Origin of the sequence: Arthrobacter sp. FW306-06-A (genome assembly GCF_021870055.1) — a bacterium.
In the GTDB taxonomy this organism is placed as follows: Bacteria; Actinomycetota; Actinomycetes; order Actinomycetales; family Micrococcaceae; genus Arthrobacter.
Map to the genome: position 1 here is coordinate 4,308,928 of NZ_CP084552.1, position 13,730 is coordinate 4,322,657.

11 protein-coding genes are annotated in these 13,730 nt (G+C 66.8%); 4 read left to right on the plus strand and 7 right to left on the minus strand.

Annotated features, from left to right (window positions below; genetic code table 11):
- Positions 1-10 precede the first annotated feature (10 nt).
- Together LFT49_RS20120 and LFT49_RS20125 are read right to left on the minus strand one after the other, a co-directional pair.
- On the minus strand, positions 11-1,093 hold the full coding sequence (locus LFT49_RS20120) for a FecCD family ABC transporter permease (RefSeq protein ID WP_237429214.1): 1,083 nt from the start codon (positions 1,091-1,093) through the stop codon (positions 11-13).
- Positions 1,094-1,103: 10 nt separating this feature from the next.
- Positions 1,104-2,192, minus strand: coding sequence for an iron-siderophore ABC transporter substrate-binding protein (locus LFT49_RS20125; protein WP_237429215.1), 1,089 nt, complete (start codon positions 2,190-2,192; stop codon positions 1,104-1,106).
- 356 nt (positions 2,193-2,548) lie between these two features.
- Between LFT49_RS20125 and LFT49_RS20130 the strand changes: the two genes are divergently transcribed.
- On the plus strand, positions 2,549-3,043 hold the full coding sequence (locus LFT49_RS20130) for an FBP domain-containing protein (protein ID WP_237429216.1): 495 nt from the start codon (positions 2,549-2,551) through the stop codon (positions 3,041-3,043).
- 76 nt (positions 3,044-3,119) lie between these two features.
- On the opposite strand, the gene LFT49_RS20135 is transcribed toward LFT49_RS20130, so the two are convergent.
- From LFT49_RS20135 to LFT49_RS20150, 4 genes are all read right to left on the minus strand, one after another.
- Positions 3,120-3,803 carry a hypothetical protein gene (locus tag LFT49_RS20135; protein ID WP_237429217.1) on the minus strand — a complete coding sequence of 228 codons (684 nt, stop codon included), beginning with the start codon at positions 3,801-3,803 and terminating at the stop codon, positions 3,120-3,122.
- Between the two features lie 124 nt (positions 3,804-3,927).
- Positions 3,928-7,407 carry an ATP-binding protein gene (locus LFT49_RS20140; RefSeq protein ID WP_237429218.1) on the minus strand — a complete coding sequence of 1,160 codons (3,480 nt, stop codon included), beginning with the start codon at positions 7,405-7,407 and terminating at the stop codon, positions 3,928-3,930.
- Positions 7,404-8,222, minus strand: a complete 819-nt coding sequence (locus tag LFT49_RS20145; RefSeq protein WP_236800204.1) for a DUF4194 domain-containing protein — start codon at positions 8,220-8,222, stop codon at positions 7,404-7,406. The genes LFT49_RS20140 and LFT49_RS20145 overlap by 4 nt, the downstream gene beginning before the upstream one ends.
- Complete coding sequence (locus LFT49_RS20150) at positions 8,215-9,672, minus strand: DUF3375 family protein (RefSeq protein ID WP_237429219.1); 1,458 nt, start codon at positions 9,670-9,672, stop codon at positions 8,215-8,217. Before LFT49_RS20150 ends, LFT49_RS20145 begins: the two co-directional genes overlap by 8 nt.
- Before the next feature lie 268 nt (positions 9,673-9,940).
- On the opposite strand from LFT49_RS20150, the gene LFT49_RS20155 reads away from it, so the two are divergent.
- The 3 genes from LFT49_RS20155 to LFT49_RS20165 all read left to right on the plus strand — a co-directional run bounded on the left by LFT49_RS20155 (position 9,941) and on the right by LFT49_RS20165 (position 13,278).
- A complete protein-coding gene (locus LFT49_RS20155; protein WP_237429220.1) occupies positions 9,941-10,243 on the plus strand; it encodes a hypothetical protein in 303 nt (100 codons plus the stop codon).
- Between the two features lie 61 nt (positions 10,244-10,304).
- On the plus strand, positions 10,305-12,305 hold the full coding sequence (locus LFT49_RS20160) for an acyl-CoA dehydrogenase family protein (RefSeq protein WP_237429221.1): 2,001 nt from the start codon (positions 10,305-10,307) through the stop codon (positions 12,303-12,305).
- A 64-nt stretch (positions 12,306-12,369) separates the two neighbouring features.
- Entirely contained in the window at positions 12,370-13,278 is a 909-nt protein-coding gene (locus LFT49_RS20165; protein WP_236820788.1) for a TIGR04086 family membrane protein, read from the plus strand.
- On the opposite strand, the gene LFT49_RS20170 is transcribed toward LFT49_RS20165, so the two are convergent.
- Entirely contained in the window at positions 13,279-13,647 is a 369-nt protein-coding gene (locus LFT49_RS20170) for a YchJ family protein (RefSeq protein ID WP_237430565.1), read from the minus strand.
- Positions 13,648-13,730: the final 83 nt, after the last annotated feature.

Consider the following 13,730-nt stretch of genomic DNA (forward strand, 5'->3'; position numbering starts at 1 on the left):
TTGGTGAGGCTCACAGCCCGGCTCCTTTCCCGCGGCGGATCAGCCACACGAACACCGGGGCACCGACCAGGGCCGTCATGATCCCGGCCGGGACTTCGCCCGGCAGCAGCACCACCCGGCCGATGACGTCCGCGCCCAGGAGCAGCACGGGGGCGGCGACCAGGGAGAAGGGCAGGATCCAGCGGTAATCCGGGCCGGTGAGGAACCGTACCGCGTGGGGCACTACCAGACCCACGAACCCGATGGGCCCCGCCAGCGCTGTTGCCGTGCCGCACAGCAGGACGATTCCCAGGGCGGTTACGGCACGGGACAGGCCAACCCGCTGCCCCAGTCCGCGGGCCACATCGTCCCCCAGGGCCAGGCTGTTGAGGCTGCGCCCGGCCAACAGCACGATGAGCGCACCGGCGGCCAGGAAAGGCAGGCCAGGCAGGAGGACGGACCAGTCCCGGCCCGCGATGCCGCCCACTTGCCAGAAGCGGAACCTGTCCAGGGTGTCCTGGCTGGAGACCAGGATGACGTTCATGAGCGAGGACAGCCCGGCGCTGAGTGCCGCACCCGCCAACGCGAGTTTCACGGGTGTGGCACCGTCCCTCCCCAATGAGGCGATGAGGTACACCACGACGGCGGCTGCGGAGGCCCCGAGAAAGGCGAACCAGATGTAGCCGGAGAAGGTGGTGACACCAAAGAGGTAGATGCCGGTGACCACTGCCAGGGCGGCGCCGGCATTGACGCCGATGATGCCGGGGTCGGCCAGCGGATTGCGGGCCACGCCCTGCATCGCGGCCCCGGCCAGGCCCAGCGCGCCGCCGGCCAGCAGGCCCAGGACAGTCCGCGGAATGCGGGCGTGGACCACGGCATGGTCACCATTGGCGGGGTCGAATGCGGTGAGGGCACGCCATACGCTGCCGAGCGGAACGTCACGGGCACCCACGGCCAGCGATGTGCCGGCCAGCAGCACCAGCACGACGACGGCGGCACCCAGCCAGGCGGTCCGTTTCCCTCTCGAAAGATCACCGCGGAGGGAACCACTGGATACCCGGGCCGGCACCCGGGTTCCCGCTCCCCCTTCGGCGCGCGCCGTCGTCGTACTCATGGGAATTCCCCTACTTCACGGCATCTGCGGCTGCCGCCAGCCGTGGCAGGAACGCATCCAGCGACCAGGGCAGGCTCAGCGGCGACGAAGCCGAAATGGACAGGGTGAGGGTGTTGTCCGAATCGGCCACCAGGGCGCCATTTTTGATGGCAGGAATCTGGCCGAGCAGCGGGTCGGCCTTGATGGCGTCCGCGGTGGACGCGTCGGGAACCCAGGTGACGAAGATGTCCGACTTGAGTTCGTTCGCCTTCTCAGCCGACCACGGAATGTAGAACTCCTTGGAGCCTTGGGACTTGTCCGCAACCACCGGGGCCAGGGTCATGCCGATTTCCGTGAGGAAGCGGGGGCGGTTGTCGTTGGCGGTGTAGACGTTGACGCCATCACCCTTGGCGGGTTCCAGGTTTCCGTAAATGAAGCTCTTGCCCTGGAGCTGCGGGAACTCGGAGACCTTGTCCTTGACAGTGGCCTCGGTGTCGGCGACGAGCTTGGCAGCCTCGGTGTCCTTCCCCAGTGCCTTGCCGATAATGGTGGTTGCGTCCTGCCAGGAGGTTCCATAGGCCACGTCCGGATGGGCCACCACGGGGGCAATCCCGCTGAGTTTCTTGTAGTCCTCTTCGGTGAGACCGGAGTAGGCGGCGAGGATGACGTCGGGGCTGAGCTTGGCGATCTCAGTGAAGTTGATGCCGTCGGCCTCCGAGTACTGGACCGGCGCCTTGTCCGAGCCGAAGCCGGCGCCCAGCTTTTCGAGGGCCGCGTCCTTCCAGGGTGTCGAGCCCTGGGAGTTGCCGCCCCAGTCATTTTTTGGAACGCCCACCGGGACAACACCCAGGGCGATGGCGACGTCGTCGTTCACCCAGGAGACAGTGGCAACGCGGGTGGGCTGCTTCTCGATGGTGGTCTCGCCGTAGACGTGCTTGATGGTGACCGGGAATGCGGTGCTGCTGGTTGCGTTGCCTGCATCCGCAACTGAGGAGGTTGGCCCCGTGCTGCAGGCGGAAAGCGTGAAGGCTGCGGCGGCTAACACCGCCGCAGCCTTGCCGGCGGAAGAGAAGAGCGTCCGGCGGGTGGGTGCGGGGCCGGGGAATGAGGGGCTGGTCACGGGACTCCTTGAATCAGGCTGACGAAAACTTAAGTAAGGCTAACCTATCTAAATGGCTATTACGCAACACTTTCATTGCCTAATGCAGGGAAGGTGATGGAGAGCACAAACCAGCGCAGGTCCTTGGACAGGAAGCCACTGAACTGGCAGGATGTCCTTGCCGGACCGGCGGCAGAGACACCGGGATGCTGAACAGGAACAGGACAACGGGAACAATGCGCACGCAGATGGTCACTTGGACCGCCGCTGCCGTGGAAAGCGGGGTGGCCGCTTTGGCCTGCACCGCGGAGACTGACTGACTCCCCCGTTACCCCTGGCCCGGCTCCGGGCCGCCCACCCTTTACGAAAGTTCAGCCATGCAATCAGTCACGCCTCAACAGATCCGCTCATCCTTCGTCAACGCCAGCCGCTCGGAAGCTGCAAAGCTCACGCTGCCCAAGAACTTTGACTCCCTCGCCTGGGACAGCCTGGAGTTCCTGGGCTGGCGCGATGAGAAGATGCCGCTGCGCGGCTACCTGGTGGTTCCCGGACCCAAAGGCCTCACCGGAATCATGCTCCGGGCGCCTGAAGGAGGGGCCCGGAAGAAGCGCTCCGTGTTGTGCGAGCTCTGCCGCGACGTGTTCTCAAAGGAGGATGTGCTCCTCTGGGTCGCCAAGCGCGCCGGCCAGTCGGGTCGTGACGGCAACACCGTGGGAACGCTGATCTGCGCCGAATTCCTGTGCTGCGGCAATGTCCGCAAGGAACCGCCGGCCAACGAGATCAATCCGGACCCGGCCGTCGTCGTGGAACGCCAGATCCGGGGCCTGCAGGACCGCACCGCGCAGTTCCTGGCCCGCGTCCAGTCGAAATAGGAGTGCCGGGCAAGTAGGCAGTCATATGGGAGCCCTCCCCCACGCTTGGGAGGGGGAGGGCTTCCCCGCTTGCCGCTCACCGGTAGGAGAAACTCATCAGCAGGGCCTTCAGCATTTGGCCTTCGCCGCTCCAGTACCAGGCTTTTGCCGCCTCATCGTCAGGGAACGGGGCACCGGCGAACAACACATCTGCGGTCAGGATGCGGTCGCCGAGCATCACGAGGCCATATTGCACCTTGCCGTCCGGCGACACCGGCGGTCCCGCCGTTAGCCCCATGTGGTAAGTGGCAGTGCCGAAAGCGTGATCAACAAAGAACGATGAACTGGGCGTGGGAACAGCAGCCCCGATCAACCCCGGCACCGGGTCAGTATCGAGTACGAACCTGGAGACGTTGCCGGCCGTGACGTCACCCACCTGGCTGTAGTAGATGGCCACCTGCTCCTTGCCGCCGGCATCGGAGACCGTCGCGATTTCCACTGCCGGGGACGCCGATACCTGTTCATGCTTCACGTCCCAGCCCTCCGGCCGCGCAAAGGACAGGCGGCCGTCTGCGAATGTGAAGATCACCGGCCCGGCGGGAGCGGGAGACGAGGTGGCGGCGGGAATGATTGATGCAGGCGGACCTGCTGCACTCGTCCCGGCGGCAGACCCCGTCGAGGCACCTCCGCCGCCGGCCGTGCCGTCCGCACAGCCCGTGAGGCCGAGGGCCCCAGCCGCGGCGAGCGCCATGAAGGTGGAGGCGCGATGTGCTGGGCGCATTTGCGCTGCCTTTCATGAAGGCAAGTGGTTAACGCCCACAGGATGGCACCAGGACAGCACCGTTCAACAGCACCCGAACGATAATATCCATTGATTTGTTATAAAGTACGGGCGCCGGCAGCAGCTAACGCAGGACGATGTCCACCGGGTTCGCCTCGGACCGCCAGGCCCCTTCCTCCCCCGGACGGGGCCGGATCACCGGCGCGGTGAGGATGCCCGAGCGGTTGGTGCGGCGGTCGCGGAGGATCTCCGTGACCGAGCCCAGGTGCCGGGACAGGTCGATCACGTTTTCAGGCGCAGCCAGCAGCAGCTGGAACCCGAATTCGTGCAGGGCCTTGATCCCGGCGCCTGCGAACTCCTCCGAGGCGAGGACGAACGCCTCGTCCATCATCACCGTGCCGTAGGTGGTGAAGCCCTGCTCCGCGATGCCCAGCTGGTAGCTGAGGGCCGCGGCCATGATGAAGGCCGTAAACCGCTGCCGCTCGCCGCCGGACATGGATCCTGTGTCGGCGTGCATGAACACCTCGGTCTTCCTGACGCCGCCCTTCTTTCCGGCGGCCGGGCCGGTGACCTCCCGGTGCTCCTTGCACTGGATGAACAGGTGCCCGCGGACATCGAGCACCTCGGCGCGCCACCGACGGTCCTCGGGCGCCTGCGAGCCGAGCCTCTTGACCAGGGTTTCCAGGGTCTTGTAGCGGGCGGTGAGCTCGCCGTCGTCGTCCCTCTCCGGGCCGGAACCCTCTGCACGGCCAGCTTCCGACTTTGCAGGGCGGGTATGACGCGCCTTCAAGGCGTTCTGGATGGCGTCCTTGAACTGCTTGGCCGTGGGCGGCAGCGTCTGCTTGATGTCCAGTTCCAGGTAGCTGCCCTCGTGGAAGTTCACCTGCGACAGGATGCCGTTCAGGGGCAGGATGCGGCTGGTGATGGAGCGGCGTTCCTCGTCCAGCAGGTGCAGCAGGGTGCTGAAGGACTCGTGCGTGCGCTGGTTGAAGAACTGCCGGAACTCCGCCTCCTGCGCGGGCAGCCCGTCGTTCACGATCGCGTGGTAACGGGCCTCGAATTCGCTGGCGGCGCCGATGCTGGTGCCATGGTCCGCCGAAATGGCACTGCCCCACTCGCGCACGAAGCCTTCGAAAATGCGGGTGAGCCGCTCGGCCGTCGCCTGTCCGCGGGACTCCGCGGTGTGCAGCTCACCCAGCAGGGCGGTCCGGACCCGGTTGGCCAGGTTGTCCAGCTCGTGCATCTCGGTGACGTCGCCGAATTCCGCGAAGTACGGTTCCAGGGCCTTGACGGTGGCGTCCGACGGCGGCGCCTGGGCAAGGCGGTCGCGTGCAGCTTCCAGCAGGGTGTCCGCAGCCGTCAGCTGGCGGTCGAGTGCCTTGTATTCGCTCTGCAGCACAGCAGCGGACTCGGTGCTGGACTGGTGCTTCTGCCGGACCTCCTCGATGGTGGCGCGGAGTGGCTCCAGGTCCGCCTGCGCGGCGAGGGCGTCCTTGAGCCGCTGCTCGATCCGGGCGAGCTCGTCGGCCGCAACCGCAGCGGAGACCTGTTCCCAGGGGCGGTCGTCTTCGGCGATCCGTCGCAGCGCATCGAGCTGCCGGCTCATGCCCTGGTGTGAGTCCTCGCGGCTCTGCGCCAGCTCGGCGGCCTTGGCCACTTCCTGCCGAAGGTCCTCCACCTGGGCTGCCACGAGTTCCAGCTTGGCGGCGTTGTCGAAGCCGAGGACGTAGTCCTGGCGGCTGGTGAAGCGGTCGTCCTTCTCCACCGTGTGCCGGTTGCGCTTGACCACCCCGCCCAGGCTCAGGCCCTTGTCCAGCGCCGCCAGCTCGTCGGGGTCCTCCACGCAGGGGAAAGCGAAGTCCAGCGCGATGCGTTCGCGCACCCATTCGCCGGCTTCGGCAGCCGTGCCCGAGGCGAGGATGTCCAGCTTGTTGAGCAGGTCGCCGTCGCGCGCGTCCTCCACGGCCAGCGCGCCGCCGGCGAGCGGCTTGGAGACATCCACTGCACGCAAGGCGCCGCGCACATTGTGGTCGTTGAGGTAGCGGGTCACGGCGCCGAAGTGCTCACCCGGCACCAGCAGGGTGGTGGCCAGGCTGCGGAGCGCGCGCTCGGCCGCGGGGCGCCACCGTTCCTCACCTTCAGCGAGGTCCATGAGCTCGCCGGCGAACGGCATGCGGTCCTCGGGGATGCCTGTTGCGGCGGCAATGGCGGCGCGGTTTTCAATGCTCGACGGCGGCAGCAGGGACTTGCGCGTCTTCAGCGAGACGAGCTCCTGCTCGGCTGCCGCCAGCTCACGTTTCCGGCCGGCGTGCGCATCGAACGCCTCAAACCGCAGTTCCTGCAGGGCCTGCGAATCATCCTTCAGCTCGGCGGACCGGGCGGCCGCCTGCTCGTGGGCCTGCTCCCAGCCGGATGCGCTCCACTCAAGCTGCAGCCCGGCGTCGGCCAGTGCCTGCTGGGCCGCCTCCTCCACCTGTTGGCGGAGCTTCAGCCCCACCCGGGCGTTCTCCAGCGACTGCTCGATCGCCGAGATCGCGTTGCCGCCCTGGTTGTTGTAGTCGGTTTCCAGCTGCCGCAGTTCCTTGGCCAGTCCGTCCCGGACCGTACGCTCGGCGCCCAGTTCCTTGGCTTTCGCCTGGGCGAGCTCGCGGAAGCGGAGCAGGGTCTTCTGGTGGACCGTGACGGCGAGCTGCTGCCTGTAGGCCTCGAATTCCTCGCCCACCAGCTCCCGAAGCCGGTTCGCGTCCAGCAGCGACTGCGCGTACTCCCGGTTCAGCCCCGGCACCGGCGCCAGCTGGTCGCGCTGCTGCCGGACGTCCTCCAGCCGCTGGCGGATGGACATCAGGTTGCTGAACTCCTCCACCACATCATCCGCGGCGGCCAATGTTGCGGGCGCGTCCAGGACCTGGTCGCGGAAGAACGTGTTGACGCTGCCGCCCAAGCCCTTGCCGGCCTGGATCACGCGCAGGAGGGGCAGGGCCTGGTCCGAGTTGATGCCCAGCAGCCGGCGGAACCGCTCTGCGAACGCCTTGTGCACGTCGAAAACCTGGGCGTGCGGGAAGATCGCCTCCAGCGCACCCTTGGTGAACCGCTTGTCGGCGATGCCCTCCAGCGCCTCCAGGTCCAGGGGCACGTTGTCCACCAGGTAGAACCGGCCCACGCTCGATTCCGTGCCGTTCTTGGGCAGGTCGAACAGCGCCGACACCGTCACCCGCGTGCCGGCAGCGTTATCGAACGTCAGCGCGACGGCGGACCATGTGGCACCGGGGCGCTGGAAGGCACTCGCCGACCCCTCGCCCACGGCCTTGTCGCCCACCTTGCCGCGCATGTACGTGAACGTGGTCCGCTTGTCCTCCACGGCACCGCCCGACCGCTGCGCTGCCGCCTCATTCGACCGCGGCCGCGCATCGAAAACCCGCAGCATCGCATCGAACAGCGTGGACTTACCCACGCCCGAATTACCCGTCAGCAGCGTCCCGTTCCGGTCCACGTGCATCGTGTGGGCCCCATGGAACGTCCCCCAGTTGACCACCTGCACCAACGCAAGGCGCATCTGGCCGGGGTTCGTGACATCCCCCAACGGAAGCATGCTCGCGATGCTCACTTGGCGTCCTCCGTGTCGTCGTTGTCGTCCCCGGTTTCGGCAGGCTCAACCGCAGGATCTGGCTCAAGGTCGAGCATCGCTTCTGTGCCAGTGGGGTCGGCCGAGGCGGCTACCAGGGCTTCGATATGGGCCGGGATGTCGCCGATGTTTTCGAACGGCAAGGCCAGGGGCAGGGCGTTCGAGATGGTGTACACGTCGTCCAGGCCCGTGGGGAGCAGGAGTTGGCGGGCCAGGAGCTTGGTGATGGCGCGGGTCACCACGTCGGAGTCGCGGAGGGCGTCCTGCTGACCGGCGGGCTGGTAGTGCGCCACAAGGTCCGTGATTTCCTCGCGGGTGATCGTGGGGTCTGTCTGGGCGGTGACGTGCCGGTCCAGCAGCAGGCGCAGGCGGAGCAGCACGATGGTTTCCACCCGGCTCAGGGCGCGCTGCTGGCGCAGGATGCTGGACCGGGTGCTGCCGCCGATCACCTCCGGATCAACGGGGCGAAGAACCGCGATTTTCCGCTCGTGGTCCAGCTGCAGGGTCAGGAACAGCTCGGAGAGGCGGCTGCGCAGGATCACCTGGTTGTCCAGGAGCACCGTCCACAGCTTCTCGTCCCGGCCGCCGTCGATGTACGGTCCCTTGAGCAGCTTCACCAGGGCCTGGCGCACCTTCATGGACAGGACGCCGGTGTCGCCGGGGAACAGCGCAGCGCCGTCGACGAAGGTGTCGCGCGGGGAAACGGTAAACGGGCGCTCGGCCGCCGGCACCTGCTCGGCGTCTGGCTGGATGTCCTCCGCCTCATCGAGCCCGTTGTCGTGTGAAACCTCAGTCATCTGAATCCTTTGCGAGCGTGACCACCGGCAGGTAGGCCCTGCGGGTGGAGCCGTCTATCTGTTCGAAGTCCAGGCCGTCCCAGGCGCCGCGGTCAAAGTCAGCCCCGGCGTGCAGGGCTTCGGACAACAGGGCCCGGATGGAATTGATGTGCTGCTCCCCGGGCGGCAGCTGCTGCCAGGCATCGGCGAGCGTGGCAGCTCCTGCCATGGCCGCCCGGACCACCGCCGGTTTGGCCTTGCCCGTCCGCGGCGAGCGCACCCGGTCCGAGTCGGTGAAGGCGATGGGGTCCGCCAGGCGGGGCGGCGCCGCGAACTCGTCCGGGTCGAAGAGCTTGACCATGGACAGGGACTCGAACCCGGCGTTGTACAGGACCGGCCCCGGAACAAGGCCGGGGCGTTCCCGCTCGTACGGGAGGGAGCGGATGGCCTGCTCGGCTTCGCGCAGGACCTGCCGCAGCCGGACCGACTGGCGGAAGTCGTCGCTCTGCACGTACGTGTTGAGGCTTTCGCTGAGCTTGCCGTAGATGCGCTGGATCTGGCTATGCTGCTGGCGGAGCTCGGCCACCAGGCTCTTCAGGGTCTCCCGGTCCTCGGGTGAGAGGTCGTCCGCGAACTGCCGGCTCAGGACCTCGCCGATTGCGGAGCGGAAGCGAAGCTGCTGCTGCGGGTCCTCTAGGAACGCGGTGAAGGACCGGAACGTCCTGCCCTCGGGGCTCTGGCGCAGCCGCTTGTCGGCTTCAAGGACCTGGGCCATGGTGGCGCCCTTGGTCAATGACTCCTCGATGATCTGGTTGCGGAGCTCGCCCACCAGTTCCTCGATCCGGTCGCGCATCTTCTTGTAGTCCGCCGGCAGGCTGGCAGCGAGGTCCAGAATGTTCCCGGCGGCTTCCAGGGCTTCGTCGTCGTCGAGCAGGCCGTCGAACTCGCCGGTGCTGATGTCCTGGATCAGCTGCTGCCGCTCTTCGATCTCCTCTTCCAAGGCTTCGAGGCGGGCGCTTTGGTCCGGGTTGGTTTCGTTGGCGAGCTTTTCCACGTCCCCCAGCAGGGTGCCCAGGCGGGAACCGTTCAAAGTGGACCGTTCACTGGAGAGGCTGTCGAGGAAGGCGAGCACACGGGCGGCAGGCTCGGTGGCCTCGTAAACGATCTGGCCGGACTGGTTCCGGCGCGTCAGGAACTGCCGCCGGGTCCACTCATCGCCAAAAGCCTTGCCATTGGCACCTCCTCCCAGGCCGGGATCCTGGCGCCGGAGCTCCTCAAGGAAGGTGTCGACGTCGGCATGGAATTCCTCGAGCGGCACCTGCGGACGTGTGCGGGTGAAGGAAGCCTGCAGTACCGCGATCACCCACGGGGCCGAGCGCGTCAGGGCCCAGGCAGGTCCCTTTGTGAGGAGTTCGAGGTCCCGGAGCCGGGCGCTGATGGCGTCAGCAGATGACCTGGCGGAGCGGGGCACACACTCTCCTTGGGCTGTTGGCTGGTAGTTGTTCGGGGTCTGGGCAGGGCGCTCCGAACAGAACGGACCGGAAAACTGCCAACTACAAGGTTAACGCAGGCCGCCGCTACCGCTCCGTGACCTACCTGCCGGTAGTGTTTCAATCCCGTATCAAGAGTCACATAGGCCCCACCGGCTCTGGCTGGGCGCGCACCCGTCCCCCTACGCTTCTGCTACTGGTTCTCGCCACAGCAGTCTTTCGCAAAGCAACGTCGCAGCAGGGGGATTCATGCAGTTCGATCTAAGCTCCGTGGAAACAGCCACTTTGGTCTTCATCGGGACACTGGTGTTTGGCGCAATTCTGGCCGCATTCGTGCTCACCGCAGGACTGATCGCCCTGGTGGTGCTGGGCGCGGGCAAGCTCACCTGGATGGTGGTTATCAATACGCTCATGGCATTGGTCCACGGGATTAATGCAGGGTGGGACAAGCTGGTCCACCGCGCTTCCGCCGTCGAGCTTCCGGGAGATTTCCAGGGCCAAACGTCCCCTAGTACCGGAACCTACCCGCGGGTAATCTTGAGGGACAGCTGAAGGGTTCTCCAACCCCGGCGGATCCATGGCTACACCGGCCATCCGGCCAAGGAGATGACCCATGACCTCCGCCACTGACAGCCAGGCCAAGGACGCCCCGGCTGATGAGACACCCGTCCCGACCGGCAAGATCGGCGCCGGGGCCACCGCTGAAGATGCACGGGCCGTCGCCGAAGCCGCCCGTGAATCCGGCTGGGACCGTCCAAGCTTCGCCAAGGGCCTCTACCTTGGCAGCTTCGACCTGGATCTGGTCCACCCCTGGCCCGCCGCTGACCCTGCGTCCGTGGAACGGGGCGAGGAGTTCATGGGCCGCCTCACGGAATTCGCCAAAACGATGTCCGGCCGCGTCATTGAGCGGGAAGCGAAGATTCCCGACGACTACATCAAGGGCCTGGCGGATCTGGGCGTCTTTGGCATGAAGATCCCGGAGGAATACGGCGGGCTTGGGCTCTCGCTGGTGTACTACGGCCGCGCCCTTGCCCTGCTGGGCAGCGTGCACCCCAGCCTGGGCGCCCTCATCTCTGCCCACCAGTCCATTGGCGTGCCGGAGCCGGTAAAAGTCTTTGGTACGCCGGAACAGAAGCGCGAGTACCTGCCGCGCTGTGCCGCCGGCGCCGTCACCGCGTTCCTCCTCACCGAACCGGACGTGGGCAGCGATCCCGCCCGCCTGGGCAGCACCGCAACGCCAACGGACGACGGCGACGCGTACCTTTTGGACGGCGTGAAACTTTGGACCACCAACGGGGTGATCGCTGAACTGGTGGTGGTGATGGCGGTGGTGCCGGCGCACACCGACCCGGACGGCACCAGGCACAAGGGCGGCATCAGCGCGTTCGTAGTGGAAATGGACTCGCCGGGCATCACGGTGGAAAACCGCAACGCGTTCATGGGCCTGCGCGGCATCGAGAACGGGGTGACCCGCTTCCACCAGGTGCGGGTGCCGGCCACCAATCGATTGGGCCGCGAAGGGCAGGGCCTGAAGATCGCGCTCACTACGCTTAATACCGGCCGTCTGGCGCTGCCCGCCCTCTGTGTGGCCTCCGGGCGGTGGAGCCTGAAGATTGCCCGCGAATGGTCCAACGCCCGCACGCAGTGGGGCCGGCCCGTGGGCGAACACGAAGCCGTAGGCAAGAAGATCGCTTTCATCGCGGCCTCGGCCTTTGCCCTGGACGCGGTCTTTGAACTCTCGGCCGAGCTCGCGGATGCCGGACAGAAGGACGTGCGGATCGAAGCGGCGCTTGCAAAGCTGTGGGCCACGGAGATCAGCTGCACCATCGCGGATGAGCTGGTCCAGATCCGTGGCGGGCGGGGCTTTGAGACCGCGGAGTCGCTCGCTGCGCGCGGCGAACGTGCGGTGCCGGCCGAGCAGCAGTTGCGGGACCTGCGTATCAACAGGATTTTCGAAGGCTCTTCCGAAATCATGCGGCTGCTGATCGCCCGGGAAGCGGTGGATGCGCACCTGGCGGCCGCGGGCGACCTTGCGTCCCTGGATGCGAGCCTTGCCGACAAAGCGAAGGCCGCCGTCGGGGCTTCCAGCTTCTATGCCAAATGGCTGCCCAAGCTGGTGGCCGGCGCCGGCATGGACCCCCGCTCCTACAGCGAGTTCGGCAGGCTGGCCAAGCACCTCCGCTTCGTGGAACGCTCGTCGCGGCGGCTGGCGCGGCAAACCTTCTACGGCATGGGGCGGTGGCAGGCCAAGCTGGAGCGGAAGCAGGCATTCCTGGGCCGCGTGGTGGACATCGGCGCTGAACTCTTCGCCATGACGGCCTGCTGTTCCCGCGCCGAGATGCTCCTCAAGACCTCCCCTGACAAGGCCGCCGGCGCCTATGAGCTGGCCGACGCCTACTGCGAGCAGGCCAAGGTGCGCGTTGACGAGTACTTCGACCAGCTGTGGCGGAACACGGACGACGCCGACCGGGAGCTGACGCGCAAGGTCCTGGCCGGCGACTACACCTGGCTTGAGGCGGGAGTCCTGGACCAGTCGGAAGGCACCGGCCCGTGGATTGCCGACGCGTCGCCGGGCCCGTCAAAAAAGCAGGACCTGCACCGGAAATACCGGTAAAACCGCAGGTCACAAAATAGTAAGCACGCTTGCTATCAGGTGGGGCGGGTGGTTGAGTTGAGGCATGAGCAGCTCAACGGACCCAGAGAACCTGCCTCCCCGCCGCGCCCGGGAGGACGAAACCACCCGCAGCGGAAGCTACCGCGACGCAGCCGCGGACGACACGGCCACGCGCTCGTTTGACCAGGCGCCTGCCCGGGAAGGAGCACCGGCCCGGGACGGGGCAACTGCCCGTTCAGTGGACCGGGAGCGCCTCTCTGACCGGGAGCGCGCCAGGGACCTCAGCGCCGAACGCGACTACGACGCGACCCCGCCCAAGGCGGAGCGGGAGTACCAGCCCGCCCCCACCACTGCCACCCCCGTGGTGGACGCCGGCCTCGCGGACAGGGAAACCGCCGTCGCCCGCCAGAGGGAGCGGTTCGGCGGCATCAAGGTGGGTTCGGCGTTCTTTGGCTGGCTGACCGCCACCGGCATGGCTGTGCTGCTGACTGCGCTTGTGGCCGCCGCCGGGACCGCGGTGGGGCTCGCCAACAACACGGACGTCAACCAGGCGGTGAACCAGGCCGCGCAGAACAGCGGCACGGTTGGACTGGTGGGCATCATCGTCCTCCTGGTGATCCTGTTCCTTTCCTACTACAGCGGCGGCTACGTTGCCGGCCGGATGGCGCGCTTTAACGGCGCCAAGCAGGGGCTCATGGTGTGGGTGTGGGCGTTGATCGCGGCCATCGTAGTAGCGATCCTGGGGCTGGTGGCAGGGCAGCAGTTCAACGTTTTGGCCAACCTGAACAGCTTCCCCCGCATCCCCATCAACGAAGGACAGCTCACCACCACCAGCATCATCGCCGCGGTCGTGGTGGCAGCGGTGGCCCTCATCGGGGCCATCCTCGGCGGCCTGGCCGGCATGCGCTTCCACCGCAAGGTTGACCGCGCCGGCTTCACCCCGGACAGCGAGTTTTACGACGACGAAGAGTAGTCAGGCGAGGATGTCGCCGTCCACGTAGAACCACCGGCCGCCCTCGCGGACGAACCTGCTGTTCTCGTGCAGGACGCCCCGTTCCTTGCCGTGCCGGTAATACGCCTTGAACTCCACAGTGCCCTCGGTATCGAATGGGCCTCCCTTGCCGGTGGCCACGATGTCCAGGCGGCGCCACTCCATGGCCGGATCCAGGTCAAGGCTCGCCGGCGCAGTGGAGGGATGGTGGGTGCGCAGCAGGTAATCCTCATCCAGCCGGACAAATGCGCTGTACCGTGACCGCATCAGCTGCTCCGCGGTGGCCGCTTGGGCGCGGCCCGAATGGAACCGGCCGCAGCACTCGTTGTACGGCTCCCCGGACAGACACATGCAGTTTAAGGAATCAATTGGGTCGGTCACCCGGCGATGCTGTCACATCCGGTAACAGGTTCGCTACAACCCCGGCCATGATG